Here is an 18,438-nt window from a genome sequence, read left to right as displayed (position 1 = left end):
GGGTTCCCGGCGTGACCACTCTCTCCACCATCGGGCAGGGCCCCGCCGTCGTACGGCGGGGCCCTGCCCGGCACTTCGCGGCCGCCGCGCTGTGCCTGATCCTGCTCGCCCTCGCCGTGCTCGCCAGCGTGATGTTCGGCAGCAAGCCGACGTCCGCGGCCGACGTCCTCCGGGTCGTCACCGGTGACGGCGACGGCTATGTCCGCACCGTCGTCGAGAGCCGTTATCCGCGCACCGCGCTCGGCCTGCTCGCCGGCCTCTGCCTGGGCGTCGCCGGCACCCTGATGCAGGGCATCACCCGTAATCCGCTCGCCGAGCCGGGACTTCTCGGCATCAACGCGGGCGCCTCCGCCGCCATCGTCGCCGCGACGGCGTTCCTCGGCGCCTCCGGGCAGCGCGAGACCATCTGGTGGGCCCTCGCCGGCGCTCTGGCGACCGGTGTGGTCGTCCACCTCATCGGCACGGCCGGCGGCGGCAGCGGACCGGTCCGCCTGGTGCTCGCCGGTGCGGTGCTCTCCGCCGTCCTCGCCGCGTTCATCCAGGCCGTCGCGCTGTCCCGGCCGCAGGTGTTCGACACGTACCGCTACTGGGTCGTGGGCTCGCTCGGCGGGCGCGGCTTCGACGCCTTCTGGGCGGTCCTGCCCTTCGCCGCCGTCGGCTTCGCCCTCGCCGTCCTCCTCGCGCCGGGGCTCAACGCCATGGCGATGGGCGACGACAAGGCCGCGTCGCTCGGCATCAGCCCCGCCCGCGTCAAGGGCGCCGGTCTCCTCGCGGCGACGCTCCTCAGCGCCGCCGCGACGGCCGCCGTCGGCCCCATCGCCTTCGTCGGACTCGCCGTCCCGCACCTCGTGCGGGTCCTCGTGGGCGCCGACTTCCGGCTGCAGATCCTCTTCACCTCGCTCGCGGGGCCCACGCTGCTGCTGTTCGCCGACGTCATCGGGCGCGTGCTGCTCCGCCCGCAGGAGCTCATGGTCGGCGTCGTCACCGCCTTCGTGGGCGCGCCCGCGCTGCTCTTCGCCGTCCGTCGTATGAGAGGAGCGGCATGAAGACCGCCGAGCGGATCGACACCCCGGCCGTGACGGCGTCACGGCCCGAACGACCCACCGGCCGGAGCCTCGTCCGGATCGGCCCGTGGGTGGCCGTCCCGGTGCGGCGCCGCACCGGGACCGCCGCCGCGGTGACGCTGCTGCTGCTCCTCGGAGCGGCCGTGGCTACCCTCTCCCTGGGCCGGCTCGGCATCGACCCGGCCGACCTTCCGTCGGCGCTCATGGGCGAGGCCACCGGCAAGAACGCCTTCGTGCTCAACCGGCTGCGCGGACCGCGGCTCGTCGTCGCCGTCGCCACCGGCGCCGCCTTCGGCCTGTCCGGGGCCCTCTTCCAGTCGGTCACCCGCAACCCCCTGGGCAGCCCCGACGTCATCGGACTCGGCGCGGGTTCCGGGGCCGGCGCGGCGCCCGCCGCGCTGTTCTTCCCCGACGTCGTGCCGGTGCCGGTCGGCACGCTCCTCGGGGCCGTGATCGCCATGGCGGTCGTCTACTTCTCCACGGGGTCGGGATTCCGCAACCCCGGACGTCTGGTCGTGGCCGGCATCGGTGTGGCGGCGATGTCCACCGCCCTCACCCAGTACGTGGTCTACGCCGTCGAGCGGGACAAGGCGAGCGCGCTGACCGCGTACATCAACGGAAGCCTCGCGGCCCGCTCGTGGGAGGACGCGACGACGATCTGGCTGGTGCTGCTCGTCTGCCTGCCGCTCGCGGCGCTCCTCGCGCGGCCCCTGAGCATCGTCGAGATGGGCGACGACCTGTCGACCGGCCTGGGCGCCCGCCCGGCCCGTACGGCGACCGCGGCGGTCTCGCTGTCGATCGTCCTGTCCGCCGGCGCCGTGAGCGTCGCCGGACCGATCGCCTTCGTCTCCCTGACGGCGCCGCAGATCGCCAAGCGGGTCACCCGCGGCGGCGGCCCGCACCTGGTCATGTCGACCCTGCTCGGCGCGCTGCTCCTGGTCCTCGCCGACCTCACCGCCCAGCAGCTCCCGCTCTTCGACAACCTGCCGGTCGGCCTGTACACGATGGCCGTCGGAGGGGCGTACCTCGGCTACCTCCTGCTGCGGGAGTGGAAGCGCCCGGCCTGACACCCCCTAACCCTGTACGAGCTCCTCCCCCGCGCGCAGGTTCCAGCGGCCTGCGCGGCCGGTGAGGTGGACGGCGGTCAGGGGGCGGACGTCCAGGCGCCAGGCCGTCACGTCCGGTGCCGCGAGGGCGTGGACCATCGCGGCGCGGATGACGTCCGGTTCGGCGACGGCGGTGACGCGTCCGGAGTCGGCCTGGAGGCCGTCGAGCCAGGCGCCGACCCGGACGCGCAGGTCCCGCAGGGACTCCCCGCCGTGCGGGGCGGCCGCCGGGTCGGACAGCCAGGCGGAGACCCCGGCCTCCTCGGCGGCGGCCACGGCCGCCAGGGTCTCTCCGCGCCAGCGGCCCATGGCGCAGCCGGCGAGTTCGTCCAGGGGCTCCGCGCGCAGACCGAGGGCCTCGGCCGTGCCCCGGCAGCGCGGGGACGGCGAGGTGTACGCGCGCGGGGACGGGCCGACGGCGGCGGCGACGGCCGCGGCGCGGGCGATGCCCGCCGGGTCGAGCGGCCCGGCGTCGTCGAACCGCACCTCGCGGAGCGCTTCGCTCGTCGCGGGCGAGATCAGCGTCAACCTGAGGGTCATCGGGGTCCTTTGTGACGGGCGGGATGCCGGAGCGTGCTGTGGCGGGTGTGGTGCGCGGGACTCTACCCGGGGGCGTACGAAGGTGATCCAGGCCTCACGCCCTTGGCGGCGGCCCCCGCACGCGGTACCGTCAGGCGACATTTGAACAGCGTGACGACGGCGAGACGGAAGTCCGGTGAGAATCCGGCACGGTCGCGCCACTGTATGCCGCGGCGTCCCCCTGGGTGACGTCACGGGGAGTCAGACCCGTGGACCGTCGTCCTGCACCACCGACTGGGACGCGAGTTCCCGCAGGAGGTTCCATCATGGCCGAGGCCCTCGTCTCCGCTGCCGTCTCCACCCCGTCCGTCGCCGTACCGGCTCCGCTGCCCGTGCGCGCGGTGCTGCCCTGGGCGTTCTTCGTCGGGCTCCTCGCGCTGATCGCGCTCTACTTCGTCGGCGCCGAGCAGGGCGCCACCTCCCTCTTCGCCGGTTCCGACGTGCACGAGTGGGTGCACGACGGTCGCCACCTGCTCGGCTTCCCCTGCCACTGAGGGGCTCCCCGCACATGCACGCCTCAACTGTCCGATCCCTGCTGGTCCGCGGCATGCTCGCGGGCCTGATCGCCGGGCTCTTCGCCTTCGCCGTGGCCTACGCCGTGGGCGAGCCCTCCGTCAACGGCGCGATCGCCGTGGAGGAGGCCAAGGCCGCCGGGGAAGCCCCGGCCGGCCACGGGTCGCACGCGGGCCACGGGGGCGGAAGCGTCGCCGTGGCGGCCGCCGAGGAAGAGGAGGAGGGGTTCAGCCGCTCCACCCAGTCGACCTTCGGCCTCGCCACCGGTGTCCTCGTCTACGGGGTGGCGCTCGGCGGCATCGCCTCGCTGGCGTTCTCCTTCGCGCTGGGCCGCATCGGCCGCTTCAGCCCCCGGGCGACGGCGGCGCTCACCGCCGCCGGGGCGTTCACCACCGTCTACCTGGTGCCGTTCCTCAAGTACCCGGCGACCCCTCCGGCCGTCGGCAATCCGGACACCATCGGGCAGCGCACCACCCTGTTCTTCCTGATGATCCTGCTCAGCGTGCTGCTCGGGATCGCCGCCCTGATCACCGGGCGCCGGCTCGCGCCGCGCCTGGGGAACTGGAACGCGACCCTCGCGGCCGGTGCCGGGTTCGTCGCCGTGACGGCGGTCGCCTTCGCCGTCCTGCCCGACAACGAGGACTCGGTCGCGGCGGGCTTCCCCGCCGGGCTGCTCTGGGACTTCCGGCTCGCCTCGCTGGCCATCCAGGCCGTGCTGTGGGCGGTGTTCGGGATCGCCTTCGGCGTCCTCGCCCAGAAGGTGCTCGCGCCCCGGCCGGACGCCGCAGGCCCGGAGGTCCACATCGGGGCCGCCGCCGGTTGACCGGCCGTCCTTCCGACGACGCTGCCCCGTCCACCACCCCGGTGGGCGGGGCAGCGTCGTCGTTCCGGCCGCCCGCACCCACAACTGAGGCCGGGAAGCCCACCGTTGGGACCCTTGACTTCCGTATACTGGGCGCGCACGTCTCGTCACGTTCCGCGTACGGAGAGCCTTGTCTTGACTGGTCGTTCCCAGCTGGTCGACGGTGTCCGGCAGTTCACGGGTCCCGCAGGGACCGACGGGCTTCCGGCGTGGCACGAGCGGGCCCGACGGACCGTCACCGCGGGCCGGGCGGACCCCGCGACCGTGGCCGAGGCGGAGTCCCTGGCCCGGGACGGGCGGCTGACGCCCCGGGACCTGCGCCTGCTGCTGCTCGTCACCGACGACGACCCGGTGTGGCGGACGGCCCGCCGCCTCGCAGTCGCCTCGCTCGGGCGCAGGCCGGAGCAGGCGCAGGAGGTCCTCACGGCACACGTCCAGAGCGAGGTCTGGCCTCCCCTGGCGTACGAGGAGACCGCCGAGCACCTGCCGGACGGGCAGGTACACCACACCGCCGCGGTGCGGATCGGCCCGGCCGACGAGGCCGTGACCGGCCCCGCGCGCACCGAGCCCTCGCCGTCCGGTGCCCGCCGGTCGGCGGCCCTCGCGCTGCTCCACCGCCTGGCCGGGACCGACGGGCAGACCGCGCTTCCCCGGCTGAGGCTGCCCGGGATGGGCACGGAGGCCTTCGAGACCCTCCTGCACGCCAGGGCCGGGGCATCCGGCGGCCCCGGGGAGGAGCTCACCGCCGAGGTCGCCCGCAGGGTCGGATCGGCCCGGCTGCGCCACCGGGACCTCCTGCAGCTCCTGTTCGGCTCCCGGGGGCCGGAATGGCGGGAGCTGCGCCTGCTCGCCCTCGGGCACGCGGCCCGCATGCAGGCGTCCGCGGCGACGCTGCTGCGCTGGCACGCGGAGGAGGGGGGCGCCCAGGCCCTCCACACCCTCGTCGAGTCCGCCGGGAGCTTCACCTGCCACTGGAGCCGGCAGGGCGGCGCCGCCCCCACCGTCGAGGGCCCCGAACGCACGGCCCGGGACCGCCGGCAGGCCCTGCACCTCGGCGCGGTCGCCCTCCTGGCCCTGCTCGCCGAGCTCCCCGAACCCGGGGCGGAGCGGGCCCGGGACAGCGGCGCTCCCCGGCAGACGGTCCGGATCCAGCCGTTCCCGCAGGGTCAGGATCCGGTGAAGTACCTGAACAAGTACACCCAGTTGGAGGTGATCTCCAAGCCGGAGGCCGCCTTCACGAAGGCGCGGAGGACCCTCGCCTGCTCCTACAGCTGCGTCCTCGTCCGCACCGGGGCGGAAGCCCACGCCGACGGCCGGGGGAAGACGAAGGCGGACGCCCGGGCGGTGGCCGCCGAGGCCCTGATGAAGCGACTGGTCACGCTGGACGCGGAGGAGCCTGATGCGCCGACCGAAGTCGGGGCCCGGCCTGTACCCCTGCCGGGGCCACGCCCGTCCCCCGTACCCTTGCCGGGGCCGCGCCCCTCCCTCGTACCCCTGCCAGGGCCATTCCCGTCTCCCGTACCCCTGCGGGAGCCACGCCCGTCCCCCGCTGCCATCCCTGTGCCGGCGCCGGATCTCGCGCCCGCGGCGCCCGCGGTGCCCGCGGCGCCCGCGGCGCCCGCCGGGATCTCGGTCGGCGACGCCCTCCGGGAGGCCCTCGCCGTCGGATGTGCCGTCACCTTCCTGCCGGATCGGGGCGACGGCGAGCCCGCCGGGTTCCTGGTCCACCGCGCGGGCGGCGGGCCGATGCCGGACACCGGCCTCCCGGCGCCGGTGGTCGCCTGGCGCGGTGCGCTCCTGGTGGCCCCGGCGTACGAGCCCGTTCCGGTCGTGGCGTGGCGGGTTCCCCTCGCGTACGCCGTGCCCGTACTGCTGCGGCGGGACCGGAGCACCGGGTGGCATCCGACGGCGGACCAGTGGGAGCACGCGGCCCGGCTCGGCCTCCAGGCCGTGGCCGCCGGGCTCGTCCACCCCGCGCTCACCGCGGACGGCGTGGACCGGTGGCGGCTCGGACCGCTGCCGGACGCCACCGCCCGTGCCGCGGAGGGGCTCGCGCGCCGCATGTCCCCGTACGCCCATGCCGTGGCCGGCGCAGGGCCGCGCCTGACGGCGGAGGACGCGGTTCCGGCGTTCCTCGACGCGCTGGCCGACCACCTGCTGCGCCCTCCGGCGGCGGCGCTCTTCGGCACCGGACCGTTCCTCGGCGCCTCCGGGCGAGCCCTGCCCGCCGCCGAGGCCGCCGTCGTACGTCCGTGGCTCGACGCCGTCGAGGACCGGCTCTACGACGGCCCGCCGCCCGGTCTCGTCGTCGAGATCGCCGACCCCTCCGAGGAGGAGGCCGCAGCCGGGCGGCTGACCGGTCGTCTGCTGCTCACGGCGGACCCCCGGCAGCCCGACCGCGAGATCGCCGCCGAGGAGCTGTGGACCGGCCGGACCGCCGTGCCAGGCGTCGAGCCGTACCGGCTGCGTGAGCGTTCCCGGCGCCGGATCGAGCGCCTCGCCCGCCACTGCGCGCCCCTGGTCGAGCTGCTCTCCTCGCCCGGGCGGCTGGTCCTGGACGCGGAGGGGATCGCCCGCCTCCTCGGAGCCGAAGCCGCCCTGGCCGCCGAAGGCCTGCTGCTGCGTTGGCCCTCCCGGCTGCGCGAGCGGCTGTCGGCACACACCGTCGTCGGGGAGGCGGGGGGAGCGGGCGCCGAAGAGGCCGGGGCGCGTACGAGCGGGGGCGCGCCACGGTTCAGTCTCCAGGCGCTGCTCGACTTCCGGTGGCGGCTCGCGCTCGGCGGGGACGTGCTCAGCGAGGCCGAGATGGACGAACTCGCCGAGGCCGCCCGCCCGCTGGTCCGGGTCCGGGGCCGCTGGGTCCTGCTCGATCCCGGGACGGCGGCGCGGGCACGGCACCGGGACCTCGGCCCCCTGCCCGGCATCGAGGCGCTCACCGCGGCGCTCACCGGCACCGTCCGGGTCGGCGGACTGACGGTGGAGTGCCGGGCGGGCGGGGGCCTCGCCGAAGTCGTCGCCGTCCTGCGGAAGGGCGAGCACGCCGCCCCGGTGCCGGTGCCCGCCGGCCTGGACGCCGTGCTGCGCGCGTACCAGGAGCGGGCACTCGCCTGGCTCGCGCACACCGGCGAGAACGGCTTCGGCGCGCTCCTCGCCGACGACATGGGGCTCGGCAAGACGCTCACGGCGATCGCCTACGTCCTGCACCGGCACGAGACCGGCCATCGCGGCCCGGTCCTCGTGGTGTGCCCGTCGTCGCTCGTCACCAACTGGGAGCGGGAGATCCGCCGGTTCGCCCCGGGCATCGACGTGAGCGTCTACCACGGCACCCGGCGGAGCCTGGACCCCGTCGGCGACCGCACGGTCGTCCTCACCACCTATGGCGTCCTGCGCCGCGATCCCGGACTCGCCGCACCCACCTGGGACCTGGTCGTCGCCGACGAGGCCCAGCACGCCAAGAACCACGCCTCCTCCACCGCCCGATGCCTGCGCTCCCTCACCTCCACCGCCCGATGCCTGCGCTCCCTCACCTCCACCACGCGGCTGGCCCTGTCCGGGACTCCCGTGGAGAACAACCTCTCCGAGCTGTGGACCCTCCTCGACTGGGTCAACCCCGGGCTGTTCGGCACCCTCAAGGCCTTCCGGTCCCGGTACGCGGCCGCCGCCGAACGCGAGCCCGACGGTCCCGCCGCGCGGGCGCTCGCCGGGCTCGTCGCGCCGTTTCTGCTGCGCCGCCGCAAGACCGACTCCGAGGTCGCCCCCGAACTCCCGGCGAAGGTCGAGACCCGGCGGATCGTGGAGCTCACGCCCGAACAGGTCGGGCTGTACGAGGCGCTGGTCCGCGAGACGATGGACGAACTCAGGCTCTCCCCCGCGCTCGCCCGCTCCGGCCTGGTGCTCAAGCTGATCACCGCCCTGAAACAGATCACCAACCATCCCGCCCACTACCTGGGCGAGGACCATCCCGGCCGGTCGGGGGTACGGGAGTTCACGGCGCGGTCGGCGAAGCTCGCGGCCCTCGCCGAGCTGGTCGAGACGACCACCGGACGCGGCGAGGCGGCCCTGGTGTTCACCGGCTACGTGACCATGGGGCGACTCCTGGTGGAGCACCTCACCCTGCTCGGGCACCGCCCGCTGTTCCTGCACGGCGGGCTCGACACCCGACGGCGGCAGGAGCTCGTCGACGCCTTCCAGGCCGGTCGTTCCCCGCTGTTCGTCCTGTCCGTCAAGGCGGGCGGCACCGGCCTCAACCTGACCCGGGCCAGCCACGTCGTGCACTTCGACCGCAGCTGGAACGCGGCGGTGGAGGACCAGGCCTCCGACCGCGCGCACCGGATCGGGCAGCGGCGGACCGTGACCGTCCACCGGCTGCTCACCCGGGGCACGATCGAGGACCGGATCGACCAGCTGCTCACACACAAGCGGGCCCTCCAGGACACGGTGCTCGCCTCGGGCGCCGGTGGCCTCGCCCGGCTCTCGGACCGTGAACTCGCCGCCCTCGTCCGCCTGGGAGACGCCACGTGACCACCGCGCCCCGGGACCGCTCCTTCGCCTCCGTGCTGGACAGCCTCACCGAACAGCCGCCGGCTCCGCTGCCCGGTCCGGAGGTCCTGCGCGCTCTGACCGCGGACGCGGCGCGGCGGGCGGCCGCCCTCCTGGCCGCGCCGGACCTTCCGGACGACACCCCGGGCGGCGTGACCGCCGACCTTGCCGCCGCGTCCGCCTCCGCCACCGCTACGGCAAACAGCAGCCCGTTGGCCCGGCGGTAGGCGGGATCCACCGGCAGTCCGTGCTGGGCCTCGGCCGCTCGCGCCGCCGCGTAGGCACGCCCGCCCGGCCTGCTTCCGTAACCGATCAGGCGGTGCCCCACCGTGTCCCAGAACCACGGCAGGTGCTGCGGCGGCAGCTGCCGCGCCCGCCGTGCCATCGTGTCGACGACGGCGCCGGGCTTCGTCCAGGACCGGTTGATCTCGGCCCCCATGTCCTGGACCAGCGCACGCGCGGCCTCGACCGCGGCCGGGTCGTGGGCGGCGACCCAGTCGGCGTAGGTGGTCGACACGTGCGTTCCGGTGGCGGGCAGCAGGGCATCCAGCGAGACGATCATGCCTTGGATCGTCGCACGCGCCACTGACAACGCCCGAGGCGACGGGTGTTGGCGCCGGACAGGCACCGGACCCGGCCGAAGCCCGTGGTTCGCAGCCATGCCGCCTACGGCGTGTCCGCGTCCCTGATGTGCGTGCAGCAGCGGACGAAGTCCCGCACGGCCGGGTCGGTGTCGGCGGCGGGGGTGCGGGCGACGCCGACGCGGGTCGGTGCGATGCCGGTGACGGGTCGGTAGACGATGCCGGGGCGGGCGTAGAAGCGGGCCGCCGATTCCGGGGCGAGGGCGATGCCCTGGCCCTGGTCGATCGCGCTGAGCCAGTCGTCGGGCTGGTCGACGACGGCCCCGATGCGGGCGGGACGGCCGCCGCGCGCGTCGGCCGCGAGCCAGAAGTCCCGCCAGGCGCCCGTCTCGGCGGGGGCGGCGACGAACGGCTCGTCCAGGAGCTCGGCGAACGGGATCGTCTCGCGGCCGGCGAGCCGGTGATCGGCGGGGAGCGCGACCCAGCGGGGTTCGGTCAGCAGGACGTCCACCCGCAGGTCCTCCTGGCCGGGGAACGGCAGCCGTACGAGGGCGACGTCGACGTCCCCGGCGGCGAGCCCGGCCGTGGGGTCGGACCAGGCCGCCTGCCGCATCGCCACCCGCCAGTCTGGCCTGCGGCGCGTGAACTCCTCGACGATGGGACGGGTGGACTCGTTGGCGGCGCTCGCCAGGTAGCCGACCCGCAGCACCCGCGTCTCCCGGCCCACGGCGGCCTTCACCTCCTGGAGCGCACGGCCGAGGTCGGCGAGCAGCCGGGGCGCCCGTCCGGCGAGCACCCGGCCGGGTTCGGTGAGGCTCATCCCGGCCTTGGAGCGGGTGAAGAGCCGGGCCCCGAGCTGTGCCTCCAGGTGCTTGATCTGCTTGGTCAGCGCGGGCTGCGAGACGTACAGCCGCTCCGCCGCGCGCGTGAGGCTGCCTTCCTCCGCGACGGCGACGAAGTAGCGCAGGAGCCGGGTGTCCACATCCATGCCGCCAGGTTATGGATGTGGGTATTGGACGCCAAGACGACGCGTGGGGAGGGTTGAGGACATGTCCCTCACCTACACCCTGGTCACCCTCCTCACCGTCGCCGCCAACGGCGGCATCGCCGCCACGGACTTCGCGCGGGCCCGCTTCGTCCTCGCCAACTCGGCCGAAGTGGGCGTGCCGGAGCGCTGGATCCCCTGGCTCGCGACCCTGAAGGCGGCGGGCGCGGCAGGCCTTCTGCTCGGCCTCCTGGGCGCCCGCCTCATCGGCCTCGCCGCCGGGGTCGGACTGGTCCTCTTCTTCCTCGGCGCGGTGGCGGTGCACCTCAGGACCCGCGTCCTCCACAACATCGCCTTCCCCACCGTGTTCCTGGCCCTGGCGACCGGCTCCCTCGCCCTGGCCGCCACGCGATAGGGCCTGTCTGACAATTCAGACAGGCCCCGGGCGTCAGGAGGCGTTCGGGCCCACGTCCGTGGGGGTGAGGGGGCGGCGGACCGGGGAGAGGGTCGCGTACTCGTCGGAGCCGATGTCCCGGAGCGTGCCGCGGGGGTGGCCGTCGATGTCCTCCGGGACCGATGTCGTGGTCAGCGTCGCGGCGCCGATCGCGGGGCTGTCCGCCGCGAGGCGGAAGACGCCGTCGGAGGAGAGGGACAGGCGGGGGTCGACCCGGGTGTAACCGGCCGCGGGGATCGTGCCGTCGGAGGCCGCGCCCCAGAGGATGTTGCTCTGCCAGGTGAAGCCGGTGGTCGCTCCCATCGCGACGAGGCTGCCGCTGTCCCCGACGAGGAGGTTGTCGGCGACGACCACGTCACGCGGCTCGTAGACGCGGGTCTCGCCGGACAGGGAACTCTTGTTGGCGCGCAGGGTGTTGTGCACGATCACCGCACGGTCGCAGGCGTCGTTGCCGCGGCGCTCCTCGGTGGTCTCGCCCTCGTGGTGGTCGCGCGTGGTGCCGCTGCCGATCACCAGGGCGCGGCCGGTGAGGCCGGCGAGGTGGTTGTTGACGACGAGGTGGTCGTTGCCGTAGAGGCGGATGCCCTCCTTGCCGCCGAGCAGCCAGTTGCCGTCGACGGTGGAGCCGTTGCCGTGGCGGAGCACGATGCCGCCCTGGCTGTCGCGGACCGTGTTGTACCGGATGGTGTTGCCGGAGGACTTCACCGAGACGGCCTCGGGGTCCCCGTCGCACCGTTCGAACAGGTTGTACTCCACGACCGCGGCGGCGTTCGAGAGCGCGCGGCTGCTGACGCCGAGCCGGATCGACTCGCCGCCGTTGGCTCCCGCGTAACGGTGGTCGGAGAAGTGGTTCTTGAGGACGTGGAGGCGCTGGGCGACGGCGGTCGTGCCGGGGCCGTCGACGACGAGGAAGATGCCCTGGGTGGTGCGGTCGTGGAAGTGGTTCCGGTCGACCTTGGCGTCGTCGCCCTCCACGAGGACCCAGTCGAGGCCGTCCACGTCCGCGAACCGGATGTCGTTACGGGTCAGCCGGATGCCCGTGCTGCCGGCCGGGATCTCCAGGGTGCCGCTCTGCCGGAGCGCGAAGCCGCTGATGGTGACGGCGCTCGCGCCGTCGAGGACGAAGCTGCGCTCGCCCTGCAGGACGGCGCCGCCGCGGGTCTGCGAGACGATCGTGATGCCGCTGCGCCCGGAGACGTCGATGGCGCCGCCCGCGGGGACGGTGTACGTGCCGTCGGCGACGACGATCCGGTCGCCGGGGACCGCCCGGTCGATCGCGCTCTGCAGCGCGCTCAGGGAGGTGACCGGTGCCGGTTCGGCCGCCGAGGCCCCCGTGGCGAGCAGGGTGTCGAGCGGGACCGCGGCGGCCGCCGCGCCGAGCATCGAGCCCTTGAGGAAGGTACGTCGTCGCATGGATGCCTCCTGGAAGTGGGGGGTCGTCGTTCTGTGCTGACCTGGCACCAGGGACACCGAGGAGACCCCGGCCGGGGCCCGGGGCGAGCCCCCACGGCCCGTCCCGGGTCCCGACCGGTCAGGGCCGGTGCTGCGCGTTCCGGTCTGGCCCTCGGAACGCGTCGGCGGGCCTCCCGGGCGGATGGTCACGCCTCCCTGGCCTGCCGACACGCACCACCTTGCCGAGTAGCGCTCACGTTTCGCTCACGTTCCGCTAATGCCACGGGACGTGACGGACCGTCGGGATCCTCTGCGGGTCGCCCTCCGATCGGGTGGACCTGCGCGCCGGAACCGGACATCATGGCGTTCGCGCGAGACGGCCGGTTCACGATGAGGCCGGCGGAGCGTCCCGGTCTTCGTCCTCGTGCGTCCACCTGAAGGGGGAGAGATGGCCGGCCGACGCAGGGCGATCGCCCGACTGCTGACGATGTCCCTCACGGTGGGCCTCCTCGGCGGGACGGCCGCCGGGACCGCGGTCCCCGCCGATCCCGGGCCGCGGGACACCGCCGTCGCCGCCGCGCTCCCGCTCGCTCCCGCCGCGGACCAGACGACGATCTCCCAGGACGATCTGCGCACCGGCTGGGACCGGGACGAGCCGGGGCTCGCCCCCGACCAGGTGTCCAGTTCGGACTTCGGCCTGCAGTTCTCCACGAGCGTCGACGGCCAGGTCTACGCGCAGCCGCTGGTCGTCGGGCGCACCCTGGTCGCGGCCACCGAGAACAACAAGGTGTACGGGATCGACGCGGCCACCGGCGCGATCGGCTGGACGAAGGACTTCGGCGCCCCCTGGCCCGCCGCCACCATCAACTGCGGTGACCTGGTGCCGAACATCGGGGTCACCTCGACGCCGGTGTACGACCCGGCGAGCAACGCCGTGTACCTCACGGCGAAGGTCAACGACGGCGCCGACGCCCAGCATCCGAACTGGTACGTGCACGCGCTCGACCCGGCGTCGGGCGCCGAGCGCGCGGGCTGGCCCGTGAAGGTGGCCGGCGCGCCGGTGAACGACCCGGGCCGGGCGTTCAACCCGTACACCGCGGCGCAGCGGTCGGGGCTGCTCCTGATGGGCGGTTCGGTGTACGCGGCGTTCGCCTCGCACTGCGACCGGGGCCCGTACGTGGGCTACGTCATGGGGGTGAACACGTCGACGCGGAAGACGACGCTGTGGGCCACCGAGGACTCCTCCGCGAACGGCATGGCGGGGATCTGGATGAGCGGAGGCGGTCTGGTCTCCGACGGTCCCGGGCGGATCCTGTTCTCGACGGGCAACGGGGTCTCCCCCGCGCCCGGCCCCGGCAACCGGCCGCCGGGGCAGCTGGCGGAGTCGGTGGTCCGGCTCGGGGTGAACAGCGACGGCACGATCTCGGCGCAGGACTTCTTCAGCCCCTCCGACGCGCCGCTGCTCGACCAGAACGACACCGACCTCGGCTCCGGCGGCCCGGTGGCGCTGCCCGAGCCGCTCTTCGGGACCAGCCGGTATCCGCGGCTCCTCGTCCAGATCGGCAAGGACGGGCGGCTGTTCCTGCTCGACCGGGACGACCTCGGCGGCCGGAGCCAGGGCGCCGGCGGCACGGACAACGTGCTGGGCAGCTTCGGCCCGTACGAAGGCGTGTGGGGGCATCCCGCGGTGTACGGCGGGCAGGGCGGTTACGTGTACACGATCGGCAGCCGGGGGCCGCTGCGGGCGTTCGCGTACGGGCTCACCGGCTCGGGCCTGCCCGGGCTCACCAACACGGGCAGCAGCACCCAGACGTTCGGCTACACCTCGGGTTCGCCGGTGGTGACGTCCACGGGGACGAATCCGGGTTCGGCGCTGGTGTGGGCCGTCGCGTCGGACGGGGGGAACGGCGCGAACGGGCAGCTGCGCGCGTACGACGCGGTGCCCGTGAGCGGGGCGATGCGGCTGCGCTGGTCGGCGCCGATCGGCACGGCCTCGAAGTTCTCGGTGCCGGCGACCGACGGCGGTCGGGTGTACGTGGGGACGCGGGACGGGAAGGTGATGGCCTTCGGCCGTCCCGCCAACGCCGCTCTGACCGGTGCTCCGGTGGACGCCGGCGAGGTCGCGGTCGGGTCGACGGGGACGGCGACGGCGACCGTCACGGCGACCCGGGACGTGACGATCACGGGGGTGAGCACCCCGGCGGGCAGCGCGTTCGCGGCGTCGTCGGCGGGTCTGCCCCGTACGCTGCGGACGGGCGAGACCCACACGGTCCAGGTGACGTTCTCGCCGACCTCGCCGGGGCCCGACACCTCGTCCCTGACCTTCGCCACCGATCTCGGCGACAGCGCGCTCGGTCTCACCGGGTACGGGACGAAGCCGGGCCTCCTCGCGTCCCCGGCCGCCCTCGACTTCGGGACGGTGGCCACGACGACGCGGAAGACGCTCGGCGTGACGTTCACGAACACGGGGACGGCAGACGAGACGGTCTCCTCGGTCGCCCTGCCGTCCAGCCCCTTCACCGTGTCCGACCCGCCGGCCGCCGGCACGGTCGTCCCGCCGCGGCAGTCCGTCACCGTGCAGGTGGCGTACGCGCCGACGGCGGCCGCGCAGGACACCGGGACGCTCGCCGTCACCGGCACGAACGGCACGGTGTCCGTGGCCCTGAGCGGCACCGCCGTGACGGGGAAGGCGCAGCTCACGATCACTCCGACCTCGACGGCGTTCGGTCAGGTGAGGGTCGGTGAGTCCGTGACGAAGACCTTCGACATCAGCAACACCGGCAACATCCCCCTCACCATCACCAAGGCGAAGCCTCCGGCGGCCCCCTTCCAGGTCACCAATCCGATCAGCGAGGGCCAGGTCCTCGGCCCGGACGACGTGGTCCACCAGGCCGTCACCTTCTCCCCCACGTCCATCGGCGCGGTGACGGCCGCGTACGAGCTGACCTCCGACGACGGGAGCGGTGCGCACAGCGAGGCCCTGACCGGCTCGGGTGTCGCCGGGACCACGGTCACCGTTCCCACGCCCGGGGCGGGCGGCTGGAAGCTCAACGGCTCCGCGCGGATCTCCGGCAACGACCTCCAGGTGACCCAGGCGAGCGCCTCGCAGCGCGGTTCCGCGGTCTGGCCCGTGCCCGTCCTGACGGACGGTCTCCAGGCCTCGTTCACCACGGTGATCGGCGGCGGCACCGGCGCCGACGGCATGACGTTCGCGCTGCTCGACCCGGCGAGGACCACGCCGTCCGCGCTCGGCGGGGTCGGCGGCGGCCTCGGGTACACCGGCCTCCCGGGCGTGGCCGTCGCCTTCGACACGTTCAAGAACGCGGGCGATCCGTCCGCCAACTTCGTCGGCATCGCCACCGGGGGCAGCGGCTCCGCCCTCACGTACGCGTCGACGACGACGAACGTGCCGAACCTGCGGTCGGGCACGCACACGGTCGCCGTCTCGGTCACGGGCAAGACCGTGACGGTCACCGTGGACGGCACCCAGCGGCTGCGGACCACCGTCGCCTCGCTCAGCCCGACCGCCCTGCTCGCCTTCACCGGCGGGACGGGCAGCATCACCGACATCCACGCCGTGCGGGGCGCGACGATCACCGCCTCCTCGTACGCCGTGCCGCCGCCCGGTCCCAACGGCTGGACGTACAACGGCAGCGCGGCCCTTTCGGGCACCACGCTCGTCCTGACCCCCGCCCAGGCCTATCTGAAGGGTTCGGCGGTCCAGGCCACCGCGGTGCCGTCCGCGCGGCTGCGGGCCCGCTTCACCGCCACCCTCTCGGGCGGCACCGGCGCCGACGGGCTCGCGCTGATGCTCCTCGACGCGACCCGTACGACACCCTCCGCCCTCGGCGGCGGGGGCGGCGGCCTCGGCTTCGCCGGCCTGCCCGGAGTGGCGGTCACCCTGGACACGTACCGCAATGCCGGGGAGCCGTCGTCGAACTTCGTGGGCGTCGCGACCGGAGGCTCGGGCACGACACTCCAGTACGCGGCCACCTCGACGGCCGTGCCCGCGCTGCGTACGGGCAGCCATGTGATCGACGTGAACGTCACCGCCGCGGGCCGCCTCCTCGTCCTGGTCGACGGCACCCAGGTCATCGACGTGGCACTGACGCTCCCCAAGAACGTCCTGGTCGGATTCTCCGGCGCCACGGGCGGCTTGACGGATCGTCACGCGATCACGGGAGTGCGCGTCGGTTACTGAGGTGCCCTGCTCGCCCTCGGAGCACGGACGCGATCCTCCGGTGGGCTCAGCCCTTGTCCTCCTTCTTCCAGGGGCCGACGCCGAGCCGGCCCGTGGTGCCGAGGTCGAGCTCGGGGGTCACCGTCACCGGGGCGGCGCCGGGCTTCGCCCACACGCGCGCGTAGGGGGCGTTCACCGGGGTGCCGGCCTCGACGGTGTTGCGCCAGACGAGCCCGGCGTACGCCCGCTCGCCGGGCTTGAGCGCGAGCGGCCGTGCCGGGCCGTCGGCTCCGGTGCCCGTGGCGATGGCCTCGCCGCCCTGGAGGACCGTCACGTCCTTCACCGGCTTGCGCTCCTCGTCCCGGAGCTCGACGCGGGGGTGGCCCTGGAGCCGGTACGTACCGGTGCCGCAGTTCTCCAGGTGCAGGCCGACGACGCGCAGGCCCATCGCGGCGTCGCCCTTGTCGGCGTACACGCGCACGCCGGAGGGCGGGCAGGCCCCGCCCTCCGAGGGCGCCTCGGACGTCGGGACGCTCCGCACTTTCACGACCTTCACGCGGACGCTCCCGGACGCGCCGGGCGGGAGGTCGTCCGCGGTGACGGTGCGCCGCACGGTCGCCCCGGGGGCGACGGCCGGTGCCGTGTCCTCGACGGCGGTGAGCGCCTGCCCGGACGCCGAGAGGAACTGGAGGGTGACGGTGTAGGTGAAGGGTTCGGTCTCCCGGCTGGTGAGGGAGTACGCGGCGCAGGGGCGGGGACCGGTGCCCGTGGCGAGGACGGTGACGCCGTCCTCGGCCGGAGCGGCGGAGACGTGGTCCCCCTTCCCGCAGCCCGTCGTCGCGGTGGCGCCGCCTCCCCGGGCGGCTTCCTGGGACTCGGTACCGCAGGCGGTGAGGAGCAGGAGTCCGGCGAGGGCGGCGGGAAGGGCGAGGCGGGTTCGGCGCATGGGAGTAGTCGATCAGGCCGGGCTCCGCGCCGCCGAGGCGGGGTGGCGAAGGGTCAGCGGCCAGGGGCGTCGTGTTCGACGTACGCGCGGATCCTCCGCAGCGTGTCGGGGTGCGGTTCCCGCACGCCGTAGGTGCGGTCGGCGGTCACCGGTGCCACGGCGATCCGGCCGTCGCGGAACAGGGCGGTGGAGTCGGCGTCCTTCGCGGTCTCGGTGCACGGATCGCCCGGCGTCTCCTCGCAGACGCCGAGGCCGATCGCGAAGGAGTTCTCGCCGGTCTGCTCGTAGGCGTGCCAGACGACCTGTCCGTGGCCGACGCGCGTCCAGCGCGGCGGTCCGGCGGGGGTGCCCGTGCTGACGTCGGGGTAGTCGACCTTGAGGGCGAAGTCGGGGGTGAGCAGGCCGCGTTGCCGGAGACCGGCGACGAAGCGGGCGCCGAACTCGGCGTTGGCGCGGTAGTCGACGCGCGGGAAGTACGTGTTCGTCTCGTCGCCGGCGGACGAGAACGCGATCGCGGGGACGTGCTGGTCGATCGCGGCGACGGCGGCGCCCACCGTCCCGGAGTCGTTGACCTGCGCGGAGACGTTGGGTCCCGAGTTGATGCCGGTGAGGACGAGGTCGGGGCCCCCGGTCCAGCCCGCCTTGGCCTTGAGGCCGGCGCGGAGGGCGAGCTTGACGGTGTCGGCGGGGGTGGCGGACGGGGAGTCCCCGGCACAGGCGCCGTCGGCGAGGCACACGCCGTAGACGGCTCCCCCGGAGGGGGCCTGGGCGCAGTCGCCCTCGTACCCGGCGGGCAGGGCGGTGCGGCGCTGGGCGGTGAGCACACCGCCGTTGGTGACGGCCGTGCCCTTGCCGGACTGGACCTGCCACGGCGCCATGACGACGACGTCGGCCCCGGCGGCGCACATCGCGCGGCGGAGCTCGTACAGGCCGAGGCCGTCGGAGTTGCTCGCCTTCGCCGCCTGCATCGAGTCGTCGTTGGAGATCAGGATCCGCATCCCGGCCAGCGGGAGGGGTGCGGCCTTCTGGGGCGTGGTGGCGTACGCGGTCACTCCCGTCGCGGCGAGCAGTGCGGCCCCCAGGGCCGCGAGTCCGATTCTTCGCGTGATCGACGTCTTCGACGGCATGGGCGTGGTCCCTTCGGTGGGGAGGGGTGCCGGGCGGCGCTCGGTCAGGTCGCGCCGCCCGGCGTCGCGGCTCCGGGACGGCCGCGAGTAAGGGGAGGTGGTGCCGTGCG

At 74.6% G+C, this 18,438-nt stretch carries 14 protein-coding genes; 9 read left to right on the top strand and 5 right to left on the bottom strand.

The annotated features are described in order from the left end of the window. The first annotated feature begins 11 nt into the window (after window positions 1–11). A complete protein-coding gene (locus tag ACZ7HT_RS04445; RefSeq protein WP_471159606.1) occupies window positions 12–1,046 on the top strand; it encodes a FecCD family ABC transporter permease in 1,035 nt (344 codons plus the stop codon). Then, complete coding sequence (locus ACZ7HT_RS04440; RefSeq protein ID WP_471159604.1) at window positions 1,043–2,131, top strand: FecCD family ABC transporter permease; 1,089 nt, start codon at window positions 1,043–1,045, stop codon at window positions 2,129–2,131. The genes ACZ7HT_RS04445 and ACZ7HT_RS04440 overlap by 4 nt, the downstream gene beginning before the upstream one ends. Window positions 2,132–2,137: 6 nt before the next feature. Here ACZ7HT_RS04440 and ACZ7HT_RS04435 read toward each other — a convergent pair whose 3' ends face one another. Further along, the gene (locus ACZ7HT_RS04435) at window positions 2,138–2,710 is read right to left on the bottom strand and encodes a histidine phosphatase family protein (protein WP_471159602.1); all 573 of its coding nucleotides are present in this window, start codon (window positions 2,708–2,710) and stop codon (window positions 2,138–2,140) included. Between the two features lie 305 nt (window positions 2,711–3,015). On the opposite strand from ACZ7HT_RS04435, the gene ACZ7HT_RS04430 reads away from it, so the two are divergent. The 5 genes from ACZ7HT_RS04430 to ACZ7HT_RS04410 all read left to right on the top strand — a co-directional run bounded on the left by ACZ7HT_RS04430 (window position 3,016) and on the right by ACZ7HT_RS04410 (window position 9,169). Beyond that, on the top strand, window positions 3,016–3,243 hold the full coding sequence (locus tag ACZ7HT_RS04430; RefSeq protein ID WP_392152218.1) for a CbtB domain-containing protein: 228 nt from the start codon (window positions 3,016–3,018) through the stop codon (window positions 3,241–3,243). Window positions 3,244–3,257: 14 nt separating this feature from the next. Next, the gene (locus ACZ7HT_RS04425; RefSeq protein WP_471159600.1) at window positions 3,258–4,085 is read left to right on the top strand and encodes a CbtA family protein; all 828 of its coding nucleotides are present in this window, start codon (window positions 3,258–3,260) and stop codon (window positions 4,083–4,085) included. 174 nt (window positions 4,086–4,259) lie between these two features. After that, window positions 4,260–8,645, top strand: a complete 4,386-nt coding sequence (locus ACZ7HT_RS04420) for a DEAD/DEAH box helicase (protein ID WP_471159598.1) — start codon at window positions 4,260–4,262, stop codon at window positions 8,643–8,645. Beyond that, window positions 8,642–8,890: a hypothetical protein gene (locus ACZ7HT_RS04415; protein WP_471159596.1), complete on the top strand. Its 249-nt coding sequence runs from the start codon at window positions 8,642–8,644 to the stop codon at window positions 8,888–8,890. The genes ACZ7HT_RS04420 and ACZ7HT_RS04415 overlap by 4 nt, the downstream gene beginning before the upstream one ends. A gap of 102 nt (window positions 8,891–8,992) precedes the next feature. Next, window positions 8,993–9,169 carry a hypothetical protein gene (locus ACZ7HT_RS04410; protein ID WP_471159594.1) on the top strand — a complete coding sequence of 59 codons (177 nt, stop codon included), beginning with the start codon at window positions 8,993–8,995 and terminating at the stop codon, window positions 9,167–9,169. 160 nt (window positions 9,170–9,329) lie between these two features. Here ACZ7HT_RS04410 and ACZ7HT_RS04405 read toward each other — a convergent pair whose 3' ends face one another. After that, complete coding sequence (locus tag ACZ7HT_RS04405; RefSeq protein WP_471159592.1) at window positions 9,330–10,232, bottom strand: LysR family transcriptional regulator; 903 nt, start codon at window positions 10,230–10,232, stop codon at window positions 9,330–9,332. Between the two features lie 61 nt (window positions 10,233–10,293). Here ACZ7HT_RS04405 and ACZ7HT_RS04400 point away from each other — a divergent pair, with 61 nt between their 5' ends. Further along, on the top strand, window positions 10,294–10,644 hold the full coding sequence (locus tag ACZ7HT_RS04400) for a DoxX family protein (protein WP_471159590.1): 351 nt from the start codon (window positions 10,294–10,296) through the stop codon (window positions 10,642–10,644). A gap of 33 nt (window positions 10,645–10,677) precedes the next feature. Here ACZ7HT_RS04400 and ACZ7HT_RS04395 read toward each other — a convergent pair whose 3' ends face one another. Then, window positions 10,678–12,096: a polysaccharide lyase 6 family protein gene (locus tag ACZ7HT_RS04395; RefSeq protein WP_471159588.1), complete on the bottom strand. Its 1,419-nt coding sequence runs from the start codon at window positions 12,094–12,096 to the stop codon at window positions 10,678–10,680. Window positions 12,097–12,523: 427 nt separating this feature from the next. On the opposite strand from ACZ7HT_RS04395, the gene ACZ7HT_RS04390 reads away from it, so the two are divergent. Beyond that, entirely contained in the window at window positions 12,524–16,276 is a 3,753-nt protein-coding gene (locus ACZ7HT_RS04390; protein WP_471159586.1) for a choice-of-anchor D domain-containing protein, read from the top strand. 46 nt (window positions 16,277–16,322) lie between these two features. Here ACZ7HT_RS04390 and ACZ7HT_RS04385 read toward each other — a convergent pair whose 3' ends face one another. Both ACZ7HT_RS04385 and surE read right to left on the bottom strand, forming a co-directional pair. Next, window positions 16,323–17,201, bottom strand: a complete 879-nt coding sequence (locus ACZ7HT_RS04385; RefSeq protein WP_471159584.1) for a DUF4232 domain-containing protein — start codon at window positions 17,199–17,201, stop codon at window positions 16,323–16,325. A 53-nt stretch (window positions 17,202–17,254) separates the two neighbouring features. Beyond that, entirely contained in the window at window positions 17,255–18,328 is a 1,074-nt protein-coding gene (gene surE, locus ACZ7HT_RS04380; protein WP_471159583.1) for a 5'/3'-nucleotidase SurE, read from the bottom strand. Window positions 18,329–18,438 lie beyond the last annotated feature (110 nt).

Source organism: Streptomyces sp. NPDC037410, assembly GCF_055602235.1.
The sequence above is the reverse complement of the archived record's forward strand: the minus strand, read 5'-3'. Positions and strand labels throughout refer to the sequence as shown.

What these genes read in the sequence shown, in the direction of transcription:
- ACZ7HT_RS04440 (WP_471159604.1), top strand. Translation starts at nt 1,043, where the DNA reads ATGAAGACCGCCGAGCGGATCGACACCCCGGCCGTGACGGCGTCACGG.
- ACZ7HT_RS04435 (WP_471159602.1), bottom strand. Translation starts at nt 2,710, where the DNA reads ATGACCCTCAGGTTGACGCTGATCTCGCCCGCGACGAGCGAAGCGCTC.
- ACZ7HT_RS04430 (WP_392152218.1), top strand. Translation starts at nt 3,016, where the DNA reads ATGGCCGAGGCCCTCGTCTCCGCTGCCGTCTCCACCCCGTCCGTCGCC.
- ACZ7HT_RS04425 (WP_471159600.1), top strand. Translation starts at nt 3,258, where the DNA reads ATGCACGCCTCAACTGTCCGATCCCTGCTGGTCCGCGGCATGCTCGCG.
- ACZ7HT_RS04405 (WP_471159592.1), bottom strand. Translation starts at nt 10,232, where the DNA reads ATGGATGTGGACACCCGGCTCCTGCGCTACTTCGTCGCCGTCGCGGAG.
- ACZ7HT_RS04400 (WP_471159590.1), top strand. Translation starts at nt 10,294, where the DNA reads ATGTCCCTCACCTACACCCTGGTCACCCTCCTCACCGTCGCCGCCAAC.
- ACZ7HT_RS04395 (WP_471159588.1), bottom strand. Translation starts at nt 12,096, where the DNA reads ATGCGACGACGTACCTTCCTCAAGGGCTCGATGCTCGGCGCGGCGGCC.
- ACZ7HT_RS04390 (WP_471159586.1), top strand. Translation starts at nt 12,524, where the DNA reads ATGGCCGGCCGACGCAGGGCGATCGCCCGACTGCTGACGATGTCCCTC.
- ACZ7HT_RS04385 (WP_471159584.1), bottom strand. Translation starts at nt 17,201, where the DNA reads ATGCGCCGAACCCGCCTCGCCCTTCCCGCCGCCCTCGCCGGACTCCTG.
- surE (WP_471159583.1), bottom strand. Translation starts at nt 18,328, where the DNA reads ATGCCGTCGAAGACGTCGATCACGCGAAGAATCGGACTCGCGGCCCTG.